The 20,867-nt window shown below is 69.4% G+C and carries 14 protein-coding genes; 6 read left to right on the plus strand and 8 right to left on the minus strand.

The window, feature by feature from the left end; all coding sequences use genetic code 11:
- Positions 1 to 374 precede the first annotated feature (374 nt).
- On the minus strand, positions 375 to 1,205 hold the full coding sequence (locus IG194_RS26240) for a metal-dependent hydrolase (protein WP_009619445.1): 831 nt from the start codon (positions 1,203 to 1,205) through the stop codon (positions 375 to 377).
- A gap of 377 nt (positions 1,206 to 1,582) precedes the next feature.
- Positions 1,583 to 2,512: a LysR family transcriptional regulator gene (locus IG194_RS26245; protein ID WP_009619446.1), complete on the minus strand. Its 930-nt coding sequence runs from the start codon at positions 2,510 to 2,512 to the stop codon at positions 1,583 to 1,585.
- A gap of 166 nt (positions 2,513 to 2,678) precedes the next feature.
- On the opposite strand from IG194_RS26245, the gene IG194_RS26250 reads away from it, so the two are divergent.
- Complete coding sequence (locus IG194_RS26250) at positions 2,679 to 3,887, plus strand: acyl-CoA dehydrogenase (RefSeq protein ID WP_058489189.1); 1,209 nt, start codon at positions 2,679 to 2,681, stop codon at positions 3,885 to 3,887.
- A 351-nt stretch (positions 3,888 to 4,238) separates the two neighbouring features.
- On the opposite strand, the gene IG194_RS26255 is transcribed toward IG194_RS26250, so the two are convergent.
- Together IG194_RS26255 and IG194_RS26260 are read right to left on the minus strand one after the other, a co-directional pair.
- Positions 4,239 to 6,353 carry a putative bifunctional diguanylate cyclase/phosphodiesterase gene (locus IG194_RS26255; RefSeq protein ID WP_058489190.1) on the minus strand — a complete coding sequence of 705 codons (2,115 nt, stop codon included), beginning with the start codon at positions 6,351 to 6,353 and terminating at the stop codon, positions 4,239 to 4,241.
- Between the two features lie 34 nt (positions 6,354 to 6,387).
- Entirely contained in the window at positions 6,388 to 6,558 is a 171-nt protein-coding gene (locus tag IG194_RS26260; RefSeq protein ID WP_160329408.1) for a hypothetical protein, read from the minus strand.
- Positions 6,559 to 6,780: 222 nt separating this feature from the next.
- Between IG194_RS26260 and IG194_RS26265 the strand changes: the two genes are divergently transcribed.
- The gene (locus IG194_RS26265; RefSeq protein WP_009619450.1) at positions 6,781 to 7,128 is read left to right on the plus strand and encodes a helix-turn-helix domain-containing protein; all 348 of its coding nucleotides are present in this window, start codon (positions 6,781 to 6,783) and stop codon (positions 7,126 to 7,128) included.
- A gap of 38 nt (positions 7,129 to 7,166) precedes the next feature.
- Here the strand turns inward: IG194_RS26265 and IG194_RS26270 are convergent, their stop codons facing one another.
- The 3 genes from IG194_RS26270 to IG194_RS26280 all read right to left on the minus strand — a co-directional run bounded on the left by IG194_RS26270 (position 7,167) and on the right by IG194_RS26280 (position 9,940).
- A complete protein-coding gene (locus IG194_RS26270; RefSeq protein WP_009619452.1) occupies positions 7,167 to 7,352 on the minus strand; it encodes a hypothetical protein in 186 nt (61 codons plus the stop codon).
- On the minus strand, positions 7,321 to 8,361 hold the full coding sequence (locus IG194_RS26275; RefSeq protein WP_058489191.1) for a TerC family protein: 1,041 nt from the start codon (positions 8,359 to 8,361) through the stop codon (positions 7,321 to 7,323). Before IG194_RS26275 ends, IG194_RS26270 begins: the two co-directional genes overlap by 32 nt.
- A 199-nt stretch (positions 8,362 to 8,560) precedes the next feature.
- Positions 8,561 to 9,940 (minus strand): substrate-binding domain-containing protein, encoded by a 1,380-nt coding sequence (locus IG194_RS26280; protein WP_058489192.1) that lies wholly within the window; start codon positions 9,938 to 9,940, stop codon positions 8,561 to 8,563.
- 166 nt (positions 9,941 to 10,106) lie between these two features.
- Here IG194_RS26280 and IG194_RS26285 point away from each other — a divergent pair, with 166 nt between their 5' ends.
- On the plus strand, positions 10,107 to 13,694 hold the full coding sequence (locus tag IG194_RS26285; RefSeq protein WP_058489193.1) for an ATP-binding protein: 3,588 nt from the start codon (positions 10,107 to 10,109) through the stop codon (positions 13,692 to 13,694).
- Here IG194_RS26285 and xthA read toward each other — a convergent pair whose 3' ends face one another.
- The gene (xthA, locus tag IG194_RS26290; protein ID WP_009619456.1) at positions 13,695 to 14,507 is read right to left on the minus strand and encodes an exodeoxyribonuclease III; all 813 of its coding nucleotides are present in this window, start codon (positions 14,505 to 14,507) and stop codon (positions 13,695 to 13,697) included.
- A 149-nt stretch (positions 14,508 to 14,656) separates the two neighbouring features.
- On the opposite strand from xthA, the gene IG194_RS26295 reads away from it, so the two are divergent.
- The 3 genes from IG194_RS26295 to IG194_RS26305 all read left to right on the plus strand — a co-directional run bounded on the left by IG194_RS26295 (position 14,657) and on the right by IG194_RS26305 (position 20,773).
- Entirely contained in the window at positions 14,657 to 15,298 is a 642-nt protein-coding gene (locus IG194_RS26295; protein ID WP_058489194.1) for a GNAT family N-acetyltransferase, read from the plus strand.
- A gap of 115 nt (positions 15,299 to 15,413) precedes the next feature.
- Positions 15,414 to 17,111 carry an autotransporter assembly complex protein TamA gene (locus tag IG194_RS26300; protein ID WP_043314423.1) on the plus strand — a complete coding sequence of 566 codons (1,698 nt, stop codon included), beginning with the start codon at positions 15,414 to 15,416 and terminating at the stop codon, positions 17,109 to 17,111.
- Positions 17,108 to 20,773: a translocation/assembly module TamB domain-containing protein gene (locus IG194_RS26305; protein ID WP_058489195.1), complete on the plus strand. Its 3,666-nt coding sequence runs from the start codon at positions 17,108 to 17,110 to the stop codon at positions 20,771 to 20,773. Before IG194_RS26300 ends, IG194_RS26305 begins: the two co-directional genes overlap by 4 nt.
- Positions 20,774 to 20,867 lie beyond the last annotated feature (94 nt).

Genomic DNA, 20,867 nt, shown 5'->3' on the forward strand with positions numbered 1-20,867 from the left:
CCGTTCGGTGTGCTTGGCTGTCATGGCGTTAGCCGGCGACCGCAGAGGTTTCCGGCGCAATGCATTGCTCATCTCGGCACGGACGGCTCCCTCTCCCTCCCAGAGGGGAGGGGCCGTTCGGTGTGCTTGGCTGTCATGGCGTTAGCCGGCGGCCGCAGAGGTTTCCGGCGCAATGCATTGCTCATCCCGGCACGGACGGCTCCCTCTCCCTCTGGGAGAGGGCTGGGGTGAGGGAACGCGGTTGTTCCGAGATCCGTCCTTGCAGGAGAAATGCCGCCGTAGGATGGGTTGAGCGAAGCGATACCCATCACCATGGCCCGATGGGTATCGCAAGCTCAACCCATCCTACGAGAAGCACCTCGGCGCGCCCTGGCTCAGCCAGCGAAGTCGAGCTTGTCCTTCCAGTACTTCTCCAGCGTCTTGGTGTCGTGGTCGAAGGGGTGGAAGCCGGGGCGGAAGTAGTCCAGCCAGGGCAGCACGAGCTGGGTGAAGTAGCCGTTGCGCAGGCCGAACAGGGTGACCAGGCCGTGCTTCCAGCTGCGCCAGTTGAACAGCTGGCGGTCGCGGCGCAGCAGGTGGATCTGGAAGCCGCCTATCACGCCGAGGAAGATCACCGTGGTCAGCAGCATCACCGCGGTGCGGGTGAAGTAGCCGCCGTAGACCTGCTGGTAGACGTCGTAGGCCACCGCCTTGTGCTCGTTCTCCTCGATGGCGTGCCACATCCACAGCTTGTACATCTTCGGCGAGCGCATCTGCGTGCTCAGGTCCTCGCGGCGCAGCAGGCGCTCGGCCATGGTCGCGGTGAAGTGCTCCAGGGCGCAGGTGATGGCCAGGTCCTGCTTCTTGGTGGTGACCTTGCTGATCGCGCCGAGCAGGTGCTTGATGCGCAGCTCCAGGCGTTCCAGGTCGATGCCGTGTTCCTCGGCGTATTCGTTGTAGGCCGCGTGTTCCTTGGAGTGCATGGCTTCCTGGCCGATGAAGGCGGACACGTCCTTCTGCAGCTGCGGGTCCTGGATGCGGTCGCGCACGGCGCGCACGCTGTCGACGAAGAACTTCTCGCCATAGGGGAACAGCGAGGACAGGTTGTTCATGAAGTGCGACATGAAGGGCTGATCGTCCCACCAGTACTTCGGCGTCTCGGTGAAGCTGAAATCCATGCGCCGGACGGGGAAGTGGGCGCGGAGCGGTTCGGTCTGGGCGTTCATGGGCGACTCCTTGTTGTTGTTCGACGAGCCCCGGCGGCGATTTGGGCAGGCAGCGGCGCCGGCGGGGCGGAGGGCCTGACACGTGAATGTGTCATTGGTTGATGTAATTGTTGGAAGGATTGTCGGACAAGGGAGAGGTCCGATCCGGCCATGGAAGGGTTATTTGCGGCCAAGGAGGGGCCGGCCCGACCTTGGATAGGGGGAGGGTGTAGGAGCGAGCTTGCTCGCGAACGGGGGGTACCGGCGGCGTTGGTGCTGGGGGAGGAGCGCCCTCTCCCCAACCCTCTCCCTGAAGGGAGAGGGGGCCGTTCGGTGTCTGTGGGGAGAATGGAGTCAGCCGGCAATCCCGGCCATTGCAGTGCAGAGCCTGTGGTGAATCAGCCTTGCTGCGCTTCCCGCGCCTCGCGGGCGGTGACCTGCTGGCACAGCTCGATCAGCTGCTCGCGCATCCAGCGGTTGGCCGGGTCCTGGTCGGTGCTTTCGTGCCAGTACAGGTGGGTTTCCAGCTTGGGCACGTCGCTCACCGGCAGGTCCACGTAGTGCAGGTTGTGGTGGCGGGCGAAGCGCTCGGGCACCGTCACCGCCATGTCGGTCTGCTGCACCACGTTGGAGGCCATCAGGTAGTGCTGCGAGCGCAGGGCGATCTTGCGCTGCAGGCCCATCTTGCCCAGCGACAGGTCGATATAGCCCAGGCCGCTGCGGCGGCTGGAGATCTGGATGTGCGTCAGCGACAGGTACTCCTCCAGGCTCAGCTTCGGCCTGGCCAGCGGGTGGCCGTGGCGCATGGCGCAGACGTAGCGGTCTTCCATCAGCTTGACGTGGCGCACCTGCGGGTCGGTGTTCAGCGGCGCGTCCACGGCGAAGTCCAGGCGCCCGGCGGCCAGTTCCTTGGTGGTCTCGCGGCGCTTGGAGAGGAAGCTCTCGATGTGCACGTTGGGCGCCTGGCGGCGCAGGCGCTGGAACAGCGGCGGCAGGATGATGGCCTCGGTGAGGTCGGTCATGCTGATGCGGTAGGTCTTGCTCGCCTGCTGCGGGGTGAAGGTGCGGCTTTCCTGCACCGATACGCGCAGCAGCTGCAGGGCGTTGCGCACCGGGCCGATGATGTTCTGCGCCATGGGCGTGGGCACCATGCCCTGGGCGGTGCGCACGAACAGCGGGTCGTTGAAGGTCTCGCGCAGGCGGGCGAGGGCGTTGGACACCGCGGGTTGGGTGATGCCGACGATCTGTCCGGCGCGGGTGAGGTTGGCTTCGGTGTAGATGGCATCGAAGACGATGAACAGATTCAGGTCGACCTTGTTCAGGTTCATCCCGTGGCTCCGCTTGTCATTGTTGTGGCCGGATCATACCCGGGATGGCGGACCATCATGCGGGTTATGAATGTTCATTGATTCGGATAATAGGCTAGGTAAATCGTGCTGCCTGTTCTAGCATCTTCCTCGACACAAGACAAACCCCTGCCAGAAGGTAGCCCCCATGGATTTCGCCTATTCCGCCAAGGTCCAGGACCTGCGTGAGCGCGTCACCGCGTTCATGGAAGCTTATGTATATCCCGCCGAGAGCGTCTTCGAGCAACAGGTAGCCGAAGGCGACCGCTGGCAGCCGACCCAGGTCATGGAGGACCTCAAGGCCCGCGCCAAGGCCGAGGGCCTGTGGAACCTGTTCCTGCCCGAGTCCGAATACGGCGCCGGCCTGACCAACATGGAGTACGCCCCGCTGGCGGAAATCATGGGCCGCTCGCTGATCGGCGCCGAGCCGTTCAACTGCTCGGCCCCGGACACCGGCAACATGGAAACCCTCGTCCGCTACGGCAGCGAGGAACAGAAGCGCACCTGGCTGGAACCGCTGCTGCGCGGCGAAATCCGCTCCGCCTTCGCCATGACCGAGCCGGGCGTGGCTTCCTCCGACGCCACCAACATGCAGGCCAACGCCGTGCGCGACGGTGACGAGTGGGTCATCAACGGCCGCAAGTGGTGGACCTCCGGTGCCTGCGACCCGCGTTGCAAGGTGATGATCTTCATGGGTCTGACCAACCCGGACGCGCCGCGCCACCAGCAGCACTCGATGATCCTGGTGCCCAGCGACGCCCCCGGGGTGAAGATCCTCCGCCCGCTGCCGGTGTTCGGCTACGACGACGCGCCCCACGGTCACGCCGAAGTGCTCTTCGAGAACGTCCGCGTGCCCTACGAGAACGTGCTGCTGGGCGAGGGCCGCGGCTTCGAGATCGCCCAGGGCCGCCTCGGCCCGGGCCGCATCCACCACTGCATGCGCTCCATCGGCATGGCCGAGCGCGCCCTGGAACTGATGTGCAAGCGCGCCACCAGCCGCACCGCCTTCGGCAAGCCGCTGGCGCGCCTGGGCGGCAACATCGACCACATCGCCAACTCGCGCATCGAGATCAACCAGGCCCGCCTGCTGACCCTCAACGCCGCCTACATGATGGACACCGTGGGCAACAAGATCGCCCAGAGCGAGATCGCCCAGATCAAGGTGGTGGCGCCCAACGTCGCCCTGCAGGTGATCGACCGCGCCATCCAGATCCACGGCGGCGCCGGCGTCTCCAACGACTTCCCGCTGGCCTACTGGTACTCCATGCAGCGCACCCTGCGCCTGGCCGACGGCCCGGACGAAGTGCACCGCATGGCCATCGGCAAGTACGAGATCGGCAAGTACATGGGCAAGTGAGTGCTGGTTGGTAGTTGAGGCCCGGTGAGGGTCACGGGAACGCCGTTTCTCCGAAGGGGAAGCGGCGTTTTTGTGTTTGGGCCTCGTTCGGGCGGGGTTTTTCGTAGGAGCGAGCTTGCTCGCGAACGGGTTTCCAGGTGGCGTAGGTGCTGGGCTTGAGAGCGCCCTCACCCCAGCCCTCTCCCGGAGGGAGAGGGGGCCGTTCGGAGTGGGCGGCGAATTCGGCGTCATCCTGAAACGCCTATCCTTCCTCGTGCGGGACGCGGCTCCATCGCGAACAGCGCTTGCGCTGGCCCGAAGGGGAATAACCCAGTGACTGCCCGGTTCGCGAGCAAGCTCGCTCCTACAGAATCACCCCGCCACCTGCCTCGCCTTCAGCCAGGCCGCGAACCCTTCGGCCGGTAGCGGTGGGGACAGCAGGTAGCCCTGGGCCACCCTGTAGCCCTGGGCTTCGAGGATGCGCAGTTGCTCGGGGTTCTCGATGCCCTCGGCGACCACCGTCATGCCCAGGCTGCGGCCGATGTTCAGCACGGCGTCGCTGAGGGTGCGGCTGGTGCTGTTGCTCTCCAGGTCGCGGACGAAACTGCGGTCCAGCTTCAGTTCCTGCACCGGCAGGCGGTTCAGCCGGGCCAGGCTGGAGTAGCCGGTGCCGAAGTCGTCCAGGGCCAGGCGGATGCCCAGTTCGTGCAGCTGGTCGAGCACGCCCAGGGTGTCGCTGTCGGCTTCCATCAGCGCGCTTTCGGTGATTTCCAGGGTCAGGTCGGTGCCGTGCAGGCCGTGCTCTTCCAGGGTGCGCAGCACCGCGACGGGCAGTTGCGGGTCCTGGAAGTCGCCGGCGGACAGGTTGACCGATATCTCCGGCACCTGCAGGCCCGCGTGGCGCCACTCGGCCAGTTGCCGGCAGGCTTCGCGCAGCACCCAGCGGCCCAGTTCGATGCTCAGCCCGCATTCCTCGGAGAGGGGGATGAAGCGCTCCGGGGAGATGTTGCCCAGCTGCGGGTGGTGCCAGCGGGCCAGGACCTCGGCGCCGCGCAGGCGGCCCGCGCGGATGTCCACCAGCGGTTGGTAGTTCAGGTGCAGGCGCTGCCTGGCGAGGGCTTCGCGCAGGGCGCTCTCCAGCGCCACGCGTTCCTGCGCCAGGCGCTCCAGTTCCTCGCTGAAGAACACCTGGCCGCCACGGCTCTTGCCTTTGCCCTTGGCCTGGTTCATCGCCATCGCCGCGTGGCGCAGCAGGCTCTGGAAGTCCTCGCCATCCTCCGGGAACAGGCTGATGCCGATGCTCGCCGAGGGGTTGTGGGGCGCGCCGGCGACGCGCCAGGGCGCGTCGAGGGCGGCCTTCAGGCGGGCGAGGTGGACGCTGGCCGCCGCGCGGTCGCAGCCCGGCAGCAGGACGACGAATTCGTCGTTGGCCTGGCGCCCGACGTGGTCCTCGTCGCGGCAGGCCTGGCGCAGGCGCCGGGCGATGGTGCGCAGCAGCTCGTCGCCGGAGGGGCGGCCGAAGGAATCGTTGATCTGGCGGAAGCGGTCCAGGCCGATGTACAGCACCGCCATGCCCTGCCGGCGCGCGGCGGCGGCGGCCAGTTCGGCGCTGGCCAGGTTCTGCAGCAGGTGGCGGTTGGGCAGGCCGGTCAGGTCGTCGTAGTAGGCGAGCTGGTGGATGCGCGTGCGCGCCTGGTCGCGCTCCAGCACCAGCGCGCAGAGGTGCGTGCAGATGTCCAGCAGGCATTGTTGCGTCGCGCAGGGCGCCTGTTCCCCCCGGCCGTAGCAGACGAAGCTGCCGATCAGCTGGCCGGTGCTGGAGCGGATCGGCGTGATGCTGCAGCTGCGCAGCTCCGGTGGCAGCAGGTGGCGGTAGGCGGACCACAGCGGATGGCGCTCGACCTCGCCGGCCCAGGCGCCCTCGCTGCCCGGGCCGTCGCCCAGGGGCAGGCCGTCCAGGGCCTGCAGGTAGGCGGGCGGCAGGCTCGGCCCGGCCAGCGGGTGCAGGCGGCCTGCGTTGACGCGCAGGACCGAGGCGCTGCTCCGCGGCAGCAGCCGTTCGATCTCCAGGCAGGCCGCTTCCATCAGGTGTTCCGGCGGCTCGTCGCGGGCCATGCCTTCGAGCAGGCGGTCCAGCAGCACCTCGTGGATTTTCGACTGGGTGATCTCGGTGAGTGCCAGCAGCTGCAGGTCGGGCTCGCCGGTGGCGCGGTTCAGCCCGGTGCTGGCGATGCCGCACCAGATGCGCCGGCCGTCATGGCAGCGCACCAGGGCTTCCACGCGGCCGTTGGCCGCCGGCCGCGCGTCCACCAGCTCGTCGAACGGGCGGCCCACCAGGCTTTCCGGGGCATGGCCGAGCAGCCGGCCGAAGGCGCGGTTGCAGTACAGCAGGCGCTGCCCGTCGTCGTTGATGCAAAGAGCGGTCTCGGCATGCTCCAGGGCTTCGGAGAGCATCCGGGGGAGGTCGGGAATACTGCGGATCGGCATGCTTGCACTCCGGCCTGGTGGTCGAGGAACGGGGCTAGAGCTTGAAGCGCAGCACCATGTCGTTGAGCTCCACCGCCACGCGGTTCAGCGACTGGATCTGCTGGTCGCTGCTGCGGGCGCTGTTCCAGCCGGTGAGGATCGAAAGCAGGAGGGCGGTGGCCAGGACGATGAGCATTCCCGTGCGTATTTTCAGCTTGGACAACATTGCGGACTTCCTTTCGTGGCAAACCACCATCGGACCGGCTGCGCCATGGGGGGGCGAAGTGATGGCAATCAGCCCTATCCTGTTCCCCCGTGAAAAGGAAAGTCAATTAGTCAATGATCTATTAAGAAACATTTGTAGACGTCATGCGTCCTTCAGCCGCACGCAAGCTCCCCTGAAAATGGCTTGAGGCGTTATATCGGATGATGTATGAGGTCAATTCGCATGAAAGGTCGGAGCGTGGTCCATGAAGTCGGCGCAGCCATCGCCAACCGCCGCAGGGCCAAGGGGCTGACGCAGGCACAGATAGCAGAGGGGATAGGGGTGGAGAAGGAAACCATCAGCCGCATGGAGAACGGTGTGATATCGCCGACCTTGCAGCGCCTGGGACAGATCGCGGAAATCCTCGAATGCCCGCTGAGCGACCTCTTCCGCAAGGATTCGATCGACGTCGCCGAGCAGGCCGAGGCCATCGGCGACCTGCTTCAGGGGTTGGCGGAGAGCGAGCGGGCGCTGGTGGTGAACCTGATCGGCGAGATCGTCAAGGTGCTCAAGGGCCGGCGCAGCCACTAGCGCCGCTGCGAGCGCCCCGCCGGCGGCGGGCGGGGGGCTCAGGTGCGTTCGTTGGGTTCGTCTTCGCCGCGCTGCTGCCACCACTGGCGGCGCACATGCAACTGGGCGGCGAAGGCGCGGGCCAGGGATTCCTGGGAAAAGCGCAGGCCGCGGCGGCCCAGGCGCACCAGCCACCAGGGCCGGCCCTGGACTTCAATGGCCTCGATCTTCACCTCGTCCTGCATGCAGGGTCTCCCGGCTGACGATTTCCAGCTCCTGCTCGCCTGCCTTGCGCGTCTTGAGCAGTGACAGCAGTATGCCACCAGCGAGCAGGCCGAAGGTTACCCCAAGCGAGAGCACGGCGGGAACCTTGCCGATGAAGCCGTGGGCGAAGATCTTCGCGCCGATGAACACCAGCACCAGGGCCAGGGCGTACTTCAGGTAGACGAAGCGGTGAATCATCGCCGCCAGCGAGAAGTACAGGGCGCGCAGGCCGAGGATGGCGAAGATGTTCGAGGTGTAGACGATGAACGGGTCCTTGGTGATGGCGAAGATCGCCGGCACGCTGTCCACCGCGAACACCACGTCGGCCAGCTCGATCAGGATCAGCGCCAGGAACAGCGGGGTGGCGAAGCGCACCAGCTTGCCGCTGGCGTCCGGCTTGCGCACGAAGAAGTGGTGCTCGTGGAGCTGCTCGGTGACGCGGATGTGCCTGCGCAAAAAGCGCAGCACCGGGTTGTTGGCCAGGTCGGGTTCTTCCTCGTGCCTGACCAGCAGCATCTTCACGCCGCTGAACAGCAGGAAGGCGCCGAACACGTACATGATCCACTCGAACTCGCTGACCAGGGCGGCGCCCAGGCCGATCATGATGGCGCGCATGACGATGGCGCCGAGGATGCCCCAGAACAGCACCTGGTGCTGGTAGCGGCGGGGGATGCCGAAGAAGCCGAAGATCATCGCCATGACGAACACGTTGTCCATCGACAGCGACTGCTCCACCAGGAAGCCGGTGTAGTACTCCATGGCGCTGGTGGCGCCGAACTCGTACCAGACGAAGCCGCCGAAGGCCAGGCCGCAGCTGAAGTAGCCGGCCGAAAGCAGCAGGCTCTCGCGCACGCCGATCTCGTGGTGGTCGCGCTGCAGCACGCCCAGGTCGAGGAACAGGAGGAGGATGACGATGGCCAGGAACAGCAGCCAGAACCAGGCGGCGGTGCCGAGGAAAGGGGTGTTGAGGAAATCCAATAGGGGTGCCATGCGGGCCCTCTCTTGCTGTCGTTGTCGAAAGTGACTCCGACATGGCGGTCAGCGACCGTCAGAGGGGCCCGGCGTCACGGCGGGAAAAATAGCAGAGCAGGGTCGCGAGGCAAGCGGGGGAAAGTAACAAGTTCCTACGACCTATTCACTCCTACAGTAACAGCCTAGACCAGGGGCGAGCGCCCTGGGCTGCCCTGGGTCAGTACACCCAGACCTCCACGCGGCGGTTCTTCACCCGGCCTTCCTGGTCGTCGTTGGCCGCCACCGGCAGCGCCGCGCCCATGCCCTCGATGCCGTGGAAGACCACGCCTTCCCTGGCCAGTTCGCGGCGCACCGCCATGGCCCGCAGCTTGGACAGCAGCTGCGCGCGGGCCGGGTCCTGGCGGGCGTCGCCGAAGCCGACCAGCACCGCCTTGCCGTCGAGCTTGTCGTGCTGGCGCAGGTAGGCCAGCAGGCGCTCGACGTCGCGCTGGGCCTTGTTGTCCAGGGTGGCGCTGCCCTCGTGGAAGCGGAAGTTCACTGACAGCCGGCGGGCCTCGCGGGCCAGGGCCTTGTACTGCTCGGGCATGCCCTCGGCGGGCTGCACGCGCATGGCCTGCACGCGCTGGCCGACGAAGCCGCTGCCGCCGACCAGGGCCTGGCCGCGGTCGCCCTGGGCGAACTGCACCAGGGCCTGGGCCCAGGGGTTGCGCTCGTTGGGCTTGATGTACAGGTACAGGCGGCGCGACAGCGGGTAGTCCTCGGTGGCGATGCTGCCGGGGGAGGGCAGCATCGCCCGCGACTCGCCGTCGGCGATGGCCAGGGCACGCGCCTTGAGCACCGAGGCCAGGCCGACGAAGCCGATGCCCTGCGGGTCCGCGGCGACCTGGGCCGACAGCGCGTCGCTGGATTCGAAGCGCTGGGCGGAGGCGGCCAGGGCCTTGCCCTGGCTGGCCAGCACCAGTTCCTTGAAAGTGTCGAAGGTGCCGGAGTTGTCGTCGCGGGCGTACAGGTGGATGGCGCCGCCGTGGCCGCCGAGTTGCTCCCAGGTCGTCACCTCGCCGGCGAAAACCTGGGCCAGCTGGGCGGTGCTCAGCTCGCGCAGCGGGTTGTCCGGGTGCACGACGATGGCCAGGCCGTCGATGCCGATCACCTGCTCGGCCTTGGCGCCGCGCAGGTTGCCCGAGGCGGAAAGGGCCGCGGCCTCGGCGTCCTTGATCGGCCGCGAGGCGGCGGCGATCTCGGCGCTGCCGTCCTTCAGCGCGGCGAAGCCGGTGCTGCTGCCGTGGGCGGCGATCTCCACCACGACGTCGCGGCCCTGGGCGTCGCGGGCGCGGACCCGCGTCTCGTTCTGCGCCTGGCCGGGTTCGGCGAGGATGGCCTTGTAGCCCTGTTCCAGCAGCAGCCCCTTCACCAGCTCCGGCAGCAGGTGCGCGCCTATGGTGTTGGAGCCCTGGATGCGCAGCACCGGCTGGCCCTCCGGGGCGGCGGGCAGGGCGGCGAAGGCGTGCCAGGGCAGGGCGTAGCAGACGAAGGCGATGATCAGCCAGGCGAGGGTGACGGGCCAGGCGTCCTTGTCGTGGCGCGTGAAGTGCGGCATCGGTGATTCCAGGGCGGTTGCGGACGAGGCCGGGAGCATAGGCGGGCAAGGTTTCAGTGCGGTGACGCCGGGCCTCGCGGGCGCGCCGGGTGGGCGCCGCCGCTTTGGCTATAGTCATTCAGCAGCGGCCTGTCCGGGCTGCCGAGCCATTCCCGCAAGGAGCGCCATGTCCCCAGTACGCGGCCTCATCTTCTGCTGTGCCCTGCTGCTGGGCGCGGCGCCGGCCCTGGCCATCGACCAGCCGCCGCTGCAGCCGCTGACCCTCTCCGGCTACAGCGCGCACATGCCCGACAGCTGGCTGAGCCCCGCCGAGCGGGCCTGGCTGGCGCAGCGCGGCCCGCTGCGCGTCGGCGTGGCGCAGGTCGACCGGCCGCCGCTGCAGATCGTCGGCGGCGGCCGCCTGGAGGGCGTCAGCGCCGACTACCTGGGGCTGCTGGCCGGCGGCTACCAGCGCGTCTACGCCTACCCCTCGCGGGAGGCGGCCCTGGAGGCGCTGCGCAAGGGCGAGATCGACATGGTCTGCGGCGGTACCGCCAGCGAGGCCGAGGCCCGCGGCCTGCTGCTCAGCCGCGCCTACCTGCAGGACCAGCCGGTGCTGGTCAGCGACGACGCCCGCCCGTTCGACGCCAGCCGCCCCGGCACCACCCTCGCGCTGGTGGCCGACTACCTGCGCCTGGCCCAGGTGCAGGCGGCCTATCCCAACAGCCGCGTCCTGCTCTTCGCCTCGCCGCTGCGGGCCCTGGAGGCGCTGAGCCTGGGCAACGTCGACGGCATGCTCGGCGATGCGCTGTCGGTGCACTACCTGATCAACATGAACTACCTGTTCAACCTGCGCATCGACAACTTCGCGCCGCTGGAGAGCGCCGGTTTCGGCTTCCTCATGCGCCCCGGCGAGGAGCGCCTGCTCGGCCTGGTGGACCGCGGCCTGGCGCGCATCGACGTGCAGCGCAACGAGGAGATCCTGCGCCGCTGGAGCGCCGGCGAGCGCCTGCGCCTGGGCGGCCAGCGGGTGGTGCTGACGCCGCGGGAAAACCGCTGGCTGGCCGAGCACCCGCGGGTGCCGGTGGTGGTCAACCGCCACAGCGGCTCGCTGGCCCAGGCCGACGCCGACGGGCGCGTCAGCGGCATCGCCCGCGATTACCTGGACCTGCTGGGCCAGCGCTCCGGCCTGCGCTTCGCCTATGCCGCGGTGGACGACTACGCCGACGTGTTCCGCGAGCTGCACGCCGGGCGCGCCTGGCTGACGCCGGTGGTGCCGCCGAGCAACGAGGGCCTGGCGCTGCTGCCGCCCTACCTGCGGGCCACCATGCTCCTGGTGATGCGCAAGGACGCGGCGGCCGTCCACGACCTCCACGACCTGGCCGGCAAGCGCGTGTCCATCGCCATCGACCCCTACCTCAACCGCGCGCTCATCGAGCGCTACCCGGACACCCGCCTGGAGTCGGCGGGCAACCAGCGCCAGGCCCTGCGCGAGGTGGCCGAGCAGCGCAGCGAGGCGGCCGTCAGCACCCTGTTCAGTGCCCGCGCGCTGATCGCCGGCGAGTTCAAGGACAGCCTCAAGGTCGCCGGCATACTCGAAGACCTGAGCACCCCCTTCAGCATCGGCGTGCGCCCGGACCAGCCGGAGCTCTACTCCATCCTGGAGAAGGCCCAGCTGTCGGTGGACCCGGAGGAGGTGGCCGAACTGGTGCGGCGCTGGGAGCCGCGCCTGGCCTCCGGCGGCGGCGACTTCTGGGCCGAGCACCGCCAGGCGATCCTCAGCGGCGCCGCGCTGGCCGGCGCGCTGGTGCTGCTGTCGCTGGTCTGGGGCTTCTACCTCAACCGCCAGGTGCTGCGCACGCGGCGCGCCGAGCGGCGCCTGGGCGCCCAGGTGGGGCTGCTCAACGAATTGATCGAGGCGCTGCCCAACCCGGTCTACCGGCTCGACCGCGAGGGCCACCTGGACCTCTGCAACCAGGCCATGCTGCGCATGTTCGACGCGCGCCCGGAGGACTGCCTGGGCAAGGCCATCGGCGAGCTGGGCTGGTTCCCCGAGGAGGAGGCCGAGCGCCTGATGCAGGTGCACCGCCAGCAGGTGACCGACGGCGAGATGCCGGCGCCGGGCGACTACGTGCTGCGCCTGCGCGACGGCGATCACTACGTCTACCACTGGGCGGTGGCCCAGCACGATGGCGACGGCGTGGTGCAGGGCGTGATCGGCGGCTGGGTCGACCTGACCGAGCGCCAGCAACTGATCAACCAGCTGGAGCGCGAGCGGCAGCGCGCGGACCAGGCCAGCGCCGCCAAGAGCCAGTTCCTCTCCACCATGAGCCACGAGATCCGCACGCCGATGAACGCCATCGTCGGCCTGCAGGAGCTGGTGCTGGAAAAGGCCCGCGACGGCGTGCTCGACCGCGAGGCGCTGGAGGTGGCGCAGGACGCCGCGCGGGCCCTGCTGATGCTGATCGGCAACGTGCTGGACCTGGCGCGCATCGAGTCCGGGCGCATCGATTCCACGCCGCAGCCGGCGCTGCTGCGCCGCGAGATCGAAGGCGCGGTGGCGCTGTTCGCCGGCCTGGCCACGCAGAAGGGCCTGGGCCTGGACCTGGAAACCGAGGGCGAGCTGGACCACTGGGTGCTGCTGGATGCGCTGCGCTTCAAGCAGGTGCTGTTCAACCTGCTGAACAACGCGGTGAAGTTCACCGAGCGCGGCGGCGTGCGCGTGCGGGCCAGCGCCCGGCGCCAGGGCGAGCGCCTGGAGCTGCTGGTGGAGGTGATCGACAGCGGCATCGGCATTTCCGCCGAGGACCAGGCCCGGCTGTTCCAGCCCTTCGTCCAGGTGGAGCCGGGCGCCAGGGGCCAGGGCACCGGCCTGGGCCTGCACATCAGCCAGCGCCTGGTGCAACTGATGGGCGGCGCCTTCGGCCTGCGCAGCGAGCCCGGCCAAGGCTCCTGTTTCAGCGTGCGCCTGCCGCTGGCGCTCACCGAGGCGCCGCCGGACACCGCGCAACCGGGCGCCAGCGCCAGCGTCCCGGGCGGCCTGCGGGTGCTGGCGGTGGACGACCACCCGGCCAACCGCATGGTGTTCCGCCAGCAGCTGGCGCACCTGGGCCACAGCGCCACCCTGGCGGCCGGCGGCGAGGAGGGCTGGCAGGCCTGGCTGGCCGGCGACTTCGCCGCGGTCATCACCGATTGCCGGATGCCCGGCGTCGACGGCTACGAGCTGAGCCGGCGCATCCGCGCCCATGAGCGCGAGTACGGACGGCGGCCGTGCCGGGTGATCGGCGCCACGGCCAACGCCCAGGAGGAAGAAGTGCAACGCTGCCGCGACGCCGGCATGGACCAGGTGCTGTTCAAGCCGCTGACCCTCGAGGTGCTGGCCCAGGCGCTGGCCGGCGCGCAGGCCGCGGCGCCGGACGAGCCGGCCGACGATGCGGTCTTCGACCTGAGTGGCCTGTTCGGCCCGCAGCCGCTGGAGAGCGAGGCGGCGCGGGAGTTCGTGCGGACCCTGGCGCAGGCCAATGCCGGCGACATCGAGCAGTTGCACCAGGCCCGCAGCCGCGACGACCGCAAGGCGCTGGGCGACCTGGCGCACCGCCTGGCCGGCGCCGCGGCGATCATCGGCGCCGCCGAGGCGGAAGGGCATTGCCGCGCCTTGCAGAGAATCTGCGAAGGCGACGGCGAGGGGTTGGAAGCGCGCCTGGGCCAGGCCGATGCGGCGCTGGCCGAACTGCAGCGCGCGCTGGCCGACTGGCTGGCGCGCGCCGCTGGCTGATCAGCTCAGCTTGAGCCAGATGGGCGCGTGGTCGGAGGGTTTTTCCATGCCGCGGATCTGGTAGTCGATGCCGGCATCGGCCAGGCGCGGGCGCAGCGCCTCGGAGGCGAGGATGACGTCGATGCGCAGGCCGCGCTTGGGCTCGTCCTCGAAGCCGCGGCTGCGGTAGTCGAACCAGCTGAAGCGGTCGTTCACCTGCGGGTGCAGCTGGCGGAAGCTGTCCACCAGGCCCCAGGCCTTGAGCTTGCCCAGCCACTCGCGCTCCTCGGGGAGGAAGCTGCATTTGCCGGTGCGCAGCCAGCGCTTGCGGTTCTCCTCGCCGATGCCGATGTCGCAGTCCTCCGGCGAGATGTTGATGTCGCCCATGATCACCAGGCGCTGCTCGGGCTTGAACTGGCTTTCCAGCAACTGCTGCAGGTCGGCGTAGAAGCGCTGCTTGGCCGGGAACTTCACCGGGTGCTCGCGGCTTTCGCCCTGGGGGAAGTAGCCGTTCATCACGGTGATCGGCTGGCCGTCGGCGTCGGCGAAGGTGCCCCAGATGAAGCGGCGCTGGGCGTCCTCGCCGTCGTTGGGGAAGCCGTAGCGGATTTCCAGCGGCGCCTGGCGCGAGAGCAGGGCCACGCCGTAGTGGCCCTTCTGGCCGTGGAAGTGCACCTGGTAGCCCAGGGCCTCGATCTCTTCGCGGGGGAACTGGTCGTCGGCGACCTTGGTTTCCTGCAGGCCGATGACGTCGGGCTGGTGCGTCTCGACGATCGCCTTGAGTTGGGCGGGGCGGGCACGCAAGCCATTGATATTGAAAGAGACGATTTTCATCCGCAGCGTCCTGGGCAAAGTGACGATGCTAGCCGCTGGCGCCGGCAGCGGCAAATGCCGCGACGGCCCGGATGCGTTCGCTGGCGGTGCGGGCGCGGCGCTGCTAGGGTTCGGCTCTGGGCCCAAACACGATAACAAGAGGTGTCCGCATGCCTGAGACGCTCGCCGAAGTCCGCCTGCTGGGCGATTCCTACGCCCGGGAGATCCGCTCGCTGCTCTACCACGCCTACCGCCACGAGCCGACCTTCGCCTACCTGTTCGAAAGCGACCGCCCCGGCTTCGACCAGCGGGTGCGCGCCACCGTGCGCGAGCTGACCAACCGGCACCTGTCCGAAGACCTGCCGGTGCTCGGCCTGGTGATCGACGAGCGCCTGGTGGCGGTGGCGCTGATCGCCCCGCCGCAACGCCGCCTGGACATCACCGACAGCTGGGCCTGGCGCATGCTGCTCACCACCGGCTTCCGCTGCACGCGGCGCTACCTGGCCTACCACGAGGCCGTGCTCGGCTGCCTGCCGCCGGGGCCCTACCACGTGCTGCCGCTGCTGGGCGTGCACCCGGAATTCCAGGGCCGCCACCTCGGCGAGCAACTGCTCGACGCCCTGCATGCCTGGTGCGTCGACGACGTGGATTCCCAGGGCCTGGTGCTGGACACCGGCAACGCCCGCTACCTGGATTTCTACCGCCGCCACGGCTACGAGGAGGTGGGCGAAGTGGCGCTGGGGCCGCTGCGCGAACACGTGCTTTTCCACCCCAATCCGCAGCCGGAAACGCGCCTGGCCCGCGAGGGCTGATAGCCCCTCGCCATCGCGCAAAGCCGCGGCGCAGGGGCCGCGGCGCTGGATTGTCACGGCCATCGTGCTAGCATCTCGCGCCATGAGACTCCAAGGAACGATTCGGCTAGCGCTGATGGGCCTGCTGTGCTGGATCGGCGCGGCAGTGGCAGCGGAAAGCCAGCTCGACGTACGTATCGACCCCGCCAACTCTGCGCTCAAGGCCAATATCGAGGCCTATGTGGGCAGCGTGGAAGGGCGCGACGAAACCGCCCTGCGACGCCTGCGCCGCACGGTCCAGCAGCAGGCCGTGCAGGCCGCCCAGGCGCTGGGCTACTACCAGGCGCGCATTCGCGCGCGGGTGCGCGGCGACGCCAAGAACCCGCGCCTGCGCATCGACGTCTCGCCCGGCGAGCCGGTGAAGCTGCGCACGGTCGACATCCGCATCGAGGGGCCGGCGGCGAAGCTTGCGAACTTCCGCGTGCCCGGCGGCGATACTTTGAAGCCCGGCGCGCAGCTCAACCACGGCACCTACGAGGACGCCAAGCGGCTGATCCAGAACCAGGCCTCGCGCTTCGGCTTCTTCCGCGGCCAGTTCACCCGCCAGCAACTGCGCGTCGACCCCGAGGCCGGGGTGGCCGACATCGAGCTGGTCTACGCCAGCGGCCCGCGCTTCGCCCTCGGCGCGGTCAGCTTCAGCGGCGACTACCCCTTCGACGAGGAACTGCTGCGGCGCATGGTGCCCTTCCGGCAGGGCGAGGCCTACGACTCCGAACTCATCGCCGACCTCAACCAGGCCCTGCAGTCCAGCGGCTACTTCGACGGCGTGCGCGTCGACGCCTCGCCGCTGCAGGCCAAGGGTGAGAGCATCCCGGTGGCGGTCCACCTCAGCGCGCGCAAGCCGCGCTCGCTCGGCGTCGGCCTGGGCTTCTCCACCGACGTGGGGCCGCGCGCCAAGTTCAGCTGGACGCGCCACTGGGTCAACCCCCAGGGCCACAGCCTGGGCACCGAGGCCGAAGTCTCCGGGCCGCGGCAGAACGTCGGCGCCTGGTACGAGGTGCCGCTGGACCCGCCGCTGACCGACAAGCTGCGCTTCACCACCGGCTACCAGAACGAAGACCTGGTGGACACCGAGAGCAAGCAGTTCACCCTCGGCGGCGAGTGGTTGCGCAAGCTGCCCAGCGGCTGGCAGCGTTCGTTCTCCCTGGGCTGGCTGCACGAGGAATACCTGCTGGGCGACGACTCGGGCAACAGCAGCTTCCTCATGCCCGGCTTCGGCTACTCCATCCTGCACGCCGACAACAAGGTCGACCCCCACCAGGGCTACCGCCTGCAACTGGAGACCAAGGTGGCCAAGGAGGGCCTGCTGGCCGACGCCGACCTGGCCCACGTCAGCGCCATGGCCAAGGGCCTGACCACCTTCGCCGGCGGCCACCGCCTGCTCGGCCGCGCCCAGGTCGGCTTCATCGCCACCAACGACTATTCGAGCATCCCGCCGTCGCTGCGCTTCTTCGCCGGCGGCGACCAGAGCGTGCGCGGCTACGACTACCAGACGCTGTCGCCGAAGAACTCCCGGGGCGACCGCATCGGCGGGCGCTACATGGTCGCCGGCAGCGTCGAGTACCAGTACCCGCTGGCCGAAAAGTGGCGCCTGGCGACCTTCATCGACCAGGGCAACTCCTTCAACTCGCTGGACTTCCCCTCGATCAAGACCGGCGTCGGCTTCGGCATCCGCTGGGTGTCGCCGGTGGGGCCGCTGCGCCTGGACCTGGCCGATGGCCTGGACGAGGGCGGTGGCTGGCGCATCCACTTCTCCATGGGGCCCGAGCTGTGAAGCGCCTGTTGAAATACCTGGTGGCCGCGCTGCTCGGCCTGATCCTGCTGCTGGCCGTGGCGCTGGCCGCCATCCTCGGCAGCGAAGCCGGCAGCCGCTGGGCGCTGGGCCTGGTGCCGGGCCTGCAGGTGCAGGGCTATGCCGGCCGGCTGGGCGGCGCCTGGCAGGCCGAGCGCCTGGCCTGGAGCGACGGCGCCACCGAGCTGGAAGTCGAGCGGCCGCAGTTCGCCTGGTCGCCCGCCTGCCTGCTGCAAGGCGCGCTGTGCATCGACCGCCTGATCGTCGAGCGCGTGCAACTGCGCCTGGCGCCGGGGCCAGAGGAACCCAGCGAGGGGCCGATCCAGCTGCCGGCGCTGAAACTGCCGCTGGCCGTGCGCCTGGGCGAAGTGCGCCTGGGCAGCTTCCTGCTCGATGGCAACGAACAGGTCAGCAACGTCCAGGCCAGCGCCCACTGGGAGGCCGACGGCCTGCACATCGACGTGCTCAAGGCCGCCCGCGGCGACCTCGCCGTAGACCTGAGCGGCCTGCTCACCCCGCAGGGCAACTGGCCGTTGCAGGCCCAGGGCAGCCTGCGCCTGCCGGCGCCCGGCGAGCAGCCCTGGGAGTTGAAACTGCAAGCCAAGGGCGAACTGCTCGGCCACCTGCTGCTGGAAGCCGACAGCAGCGGCTACCTGCAAGGCCACCTGAGCGGCGACCTGCAACCCCTGGCGGAGAACCTGCCGGCCAGCGCGAAGATCAGCGCCGACGGCTTCCGCGGCGCGGCGGACCTGCCCGACACCCTGGTGCTGAACAAGGTGCAGCTGCAAGCGGCGGGCGACTTGGCCGCCGGCTACCGCATCAACGGTTCGGCCGTGCTGCCGGGGGAGGGCGGCGACGTCGCCCTGGCCTTGCAGGGCCGCGTCGACGCCAAGGGCGCGGACATCGCGGCGCTGAACCTCACCGCCGCGCCGGAACAGCGCCTGGGCCTGAGCGGCCGTCTCGACTGGCAGGAGGGCTTCGCCGCCGACGCCAAGCTGGACTGGCTGGACTTCCCCTGGCTGCGCCTGTACCCCATGGAGCCGCCGCCGGTCTCCATGCACCGCCTGCAAGCCGACCTGCAGTACCGCGACGAGGCCTACCTGGGCAACTTTGCCGCCGAACTCAGCGGCCCGGCCGGCGCCTTCCAACTGAGCAGCCCGGTGTCCGGCAACCTCGCCGAGGTGCACCTGCCGTCGCTGCAACTCGTCGCCGGGCAGGGCAAGGCCGAGGGCAGCCTGGGCCTGAAGTTCGCCGACACCCTGGCCTGGGACGCGCAACTGAAGCTGAGCGACTTCGACCCGGCCTACTGGGTCGCCGAGCTGCCGGGCAAGCTCGGCGGGCCGCTGAGCAGCCAGGGCAGTTACAAGAACGGCGTGCTCGCCGTGCAGGCCAACCTCGACCTGCAAGGGCGCCTGCGCGGCCAGCCGGCGGTCTTCAAGACCGCCGCCAACGGCCAGGGCCAGAACTGGAAGGTCGACGGCCTGGAACTGCGCCTGGGCGACAACCGCATCAGCGGCCAGGCCAGCCTCGACCAGCGCCTGGCCGGGCGCCTGGACATCGCCCTGGCGCGCCTGGGCCAGCTCTGGCCGCAATTGCAGGGCCAGTTGAACGGCCGCCTCGACCTGGCCGGCAGCCTCAAGGCGCCCCAGGGCGAGCTGAGCCTCAAGGGCCAGCGCCTGGCCTTCCAGGACAACGGCGTGCGCAGCCTCGACCTCAGCGCCCGCCTCGACGCCGCCCAGCGCGGCCGCCTGGAACTGCTGGCCGACGGCGTGCGCGCCGGCGACACGCGCCTGGGCCAATTCAAGGCCAGCGGCCAGGGCGACCTGCAACGCCAGCAACTCGACCTGTCCCTGCAAGGCCGCCCGCTGGTGCTGGCGCTGGGCTTCGACGGCACTTGGAACGGCCGCGACTGGCGCGGCCGCCTGGCCAAGGGCGAAATCCAGAGCGGCGGCCAGGACTGGCGCCTGCAACAGCCGGCGCGCCTGGAACGCCTGGCCGACGGCCGCCTGAACCTGGGCGCGCACTGCTGGGCCTCCGGCCCGGCCAGCCTCTGCGGCGGCGAGCAGCGCCTGCTGCCGGAGCCGCAGCTGCGCTGGCAACTGCGCGACTTCCCGCTGGACAGCCTGGCGCGCTGGCTGCCCGAGGACTTCGCCTGGCAGGGCAAGCTCAACGGCGACGTCAAGCTCGACCTGCCGGCCCGCGGCCCCAACGGCAACATCCTGCTGGACGCCGGCGCCGGTACCCTGCGCCTGAAAGAACAGGACCAGTGGCTCGACTTCCCCTACCAGAGCCTGCGCCTGGAAAGCCGCCTGACGCCCACCCGCATCGACAGCAGCCTGCAGTTCCACGGCAACCAGCTCGGCACCCTGGACGCCCAGGCGGTGCTCGACCCGCGGCCGAAGAACAAGCCGCTGAGCGGCAGCTTCACCCTCGCCGGGCTGGACCTGGCGGTGGCGCGGCCCTTCGTGCCCATGGTCGAGACGCTCAAGGGCCGCCTGGACGGCAACGGGCGCATTTCCGGCGGCCTCATGCAGCCGCGCCTGGACGGCGAGCTGCGGCTTTCCGGCGGCGAGCTTTCCGGCGGCGACCTGCCGACGCGCCTGGCCAACCTGCAGGTGCTGGCGCGCATCGCCGGCGAGCGCGTCGACCTCAGCGGCACCTGGAGCGGCGGCGACAAGGGCAACGGCAGCCTGGGCGGCTACCTGGCCTGGAGCCAGGGCCTGGACATGGACCTGGCAGTGCGCGGCACGGACCTGCCGGTGAGCGTCGAGCCCTACGCCAACCTCGAAGTCACCCCGGACCTGGCGCTGCGCATGGCCGACCAGAAGCTCAGCGTTTCCGGCAAGGTGCAGGTGCCGCGCGGGGCCATCGTCATCCGCCAGCTGCCGCCCTCGACGGTGAAGCTCTCCGACGACACCCTGATCGTCGGTGCGCCGCCCAAGGAGCAGGGCGGCCCCCACCTGGCCATGGACGTGGACGTGCTGGTCGGCCAGGACAAGCTGACCTTCAGCGGCTTCGGCCTGAGCGCCGAGCTGGCCGGCCAGGTGCACATCGGCGACGACATGGACACCCGCGGCGAGCTGAGCCTGAACAAGGGTCGCTACCGGGCCTACGGGCAGAAACTCAGCATCCGCCGCGCGCGCCTGCTGTTCGCCGGCCCCATCGACCAGCCGTACCTGGACATCGAGGCGATCCGCAAGGTCGACGACGTGATCGCCGGCCTGCGCCTGACCGGCAACGCCGAGCAGCCGCGCAGCGAGGTGTTCTCGGAGCCGGCGATGAGCCAGGAGCAGGCGCTGTCCTACCTGGTCATGGGCCGCCCGCTGTCCACCGGCGAGGACAGCAACATGCTCGGCGAGGCCGCCCTGGCCCTGGGCCTGGCCGGCAGCGCGCCGATCACCGGCGAGGTGGCCAAGCAGCTGGGCATCAAGGACTTCGAACTGGGCACCGAAGGCACCGGCACCAGCACCAGCGTGGTCGCCAGCGGCCAGCTCTCCGAGCGCCTGAGCCTGCGCTACGGCGTGGGCGTGTTCGAACCGGCCAACACCATCGCCCTGCGCTACCTGCTGAGCAAGAAGGTCTACCTGGAGGCCGCCAGCGGTTTGGCCAGCTCGCTGGACATCTTCTACAAGCGCGACTTCTGAGAGAGGCAGTCAGGTTGCGAATGATGTCAGCGAATTTTCGCGCATCATTCTCGGCCCATATCCGACTGCGACATGGATATCGTGACCGCCCACT

The organism is Pseudomonas sp. ADPe (assembly GCF_014843515.1).
Classification (GTDB): Bacteria; Pseudomonadota; Gammaproteobacteria; order Pseudomonadales; family Pseudomonadaceae; genus Pseudomonas; species Pseudomonas citronellolis.

Coding starts and splice junctions, on each gene's coding strand:
- IG194_RS26300 (WP_043314423.1), top strand. CDS start 15,414: ATGGGCCTGCTGTGCTGGATCGGCGCGGCAGTGGCAGCGGAAAGCCAG.
- IG194_RS26285 (WP_058489193.1), top strand. CDS start 10,107: ATGTCCCCAGTACGCGGCCTCATCTTCTGCTGTGCCCTGCTGCTGGGC.
- IG194_RS26240 (WP_009619445.1), bottom strand. CDS start 1,205: ATGAACGCCCAGACCGAACCGCTCCGCGCCCACTTCCCCGTCCGGCGC.
- IG194_RS26280 (WP_058489192.1), bottom strand. CDS start 9,940: ATGCCGCACTTCACGCGCCACGACAAGGACGCCTGGCCCGTCACCCTC.
- IG194_RS26270 (WP_009619452.1), bottom strand. CDS start 7,352: ATGCAGGACGAGGTGAAGATCGAGGCCATTGAAGTCCAGGGCCGGCCC.
- IG194_RS26245 (WP_009619446.1), bottom strand. CDS start 2,512: ATGAACCTGAACAAGGTCGACCTGAATCTGTTCATCGTCTTCGATGCC.
- IG194_RS26265 (WP_009619450.1), top strand. CDS start 6,781: ATGAAAGGTCGGAGCGTGGTCCATGAAGTCGGCGCAGCCATCGCCAAC.
- IG194_RS26295 (WP_058489194.1), top strand. CDS start 14,657: ATGCCTGAGACGCTCGCCGAAGTCCGCCTGCTGGGCGATTCCTACGCC.
- IG194_RS26255 (WP_058489190.1), bottom strand. CDS start 6,353: ATGCCGATCCGCAGTATTCCCGACCTCCCCCGGATGCTCTCCGAAGCC.
- xthA (WP_009619456.1), bottom strand. CDS start 14,507: ATGAAAATCGTCTCTTTCAATATCAATGGCTTGCGTGCCCGCCCCGCC.
- IG194_RS26250 (WP_058489189.1), top strand. CDS start 2,679: ATGGATTTCGCCTATTCCGCCAAGGTCCAGGACCTGCGTGAGCGCGTC.
- IG194_RS26260 (WP_160329408.1), bottom strand. CDS start 6,558: ATGTTGTCCAAGCTGAAAATACGCACGGGAATGCTCATCGTCCTGGCC.
- IG194_RS26275 (WP_058489191.1), bottom strand. CDS start 8,361: ATGGCACCCCTATTGGATTTCCTCAACACCCCTTTCCTCGGCACCGCC.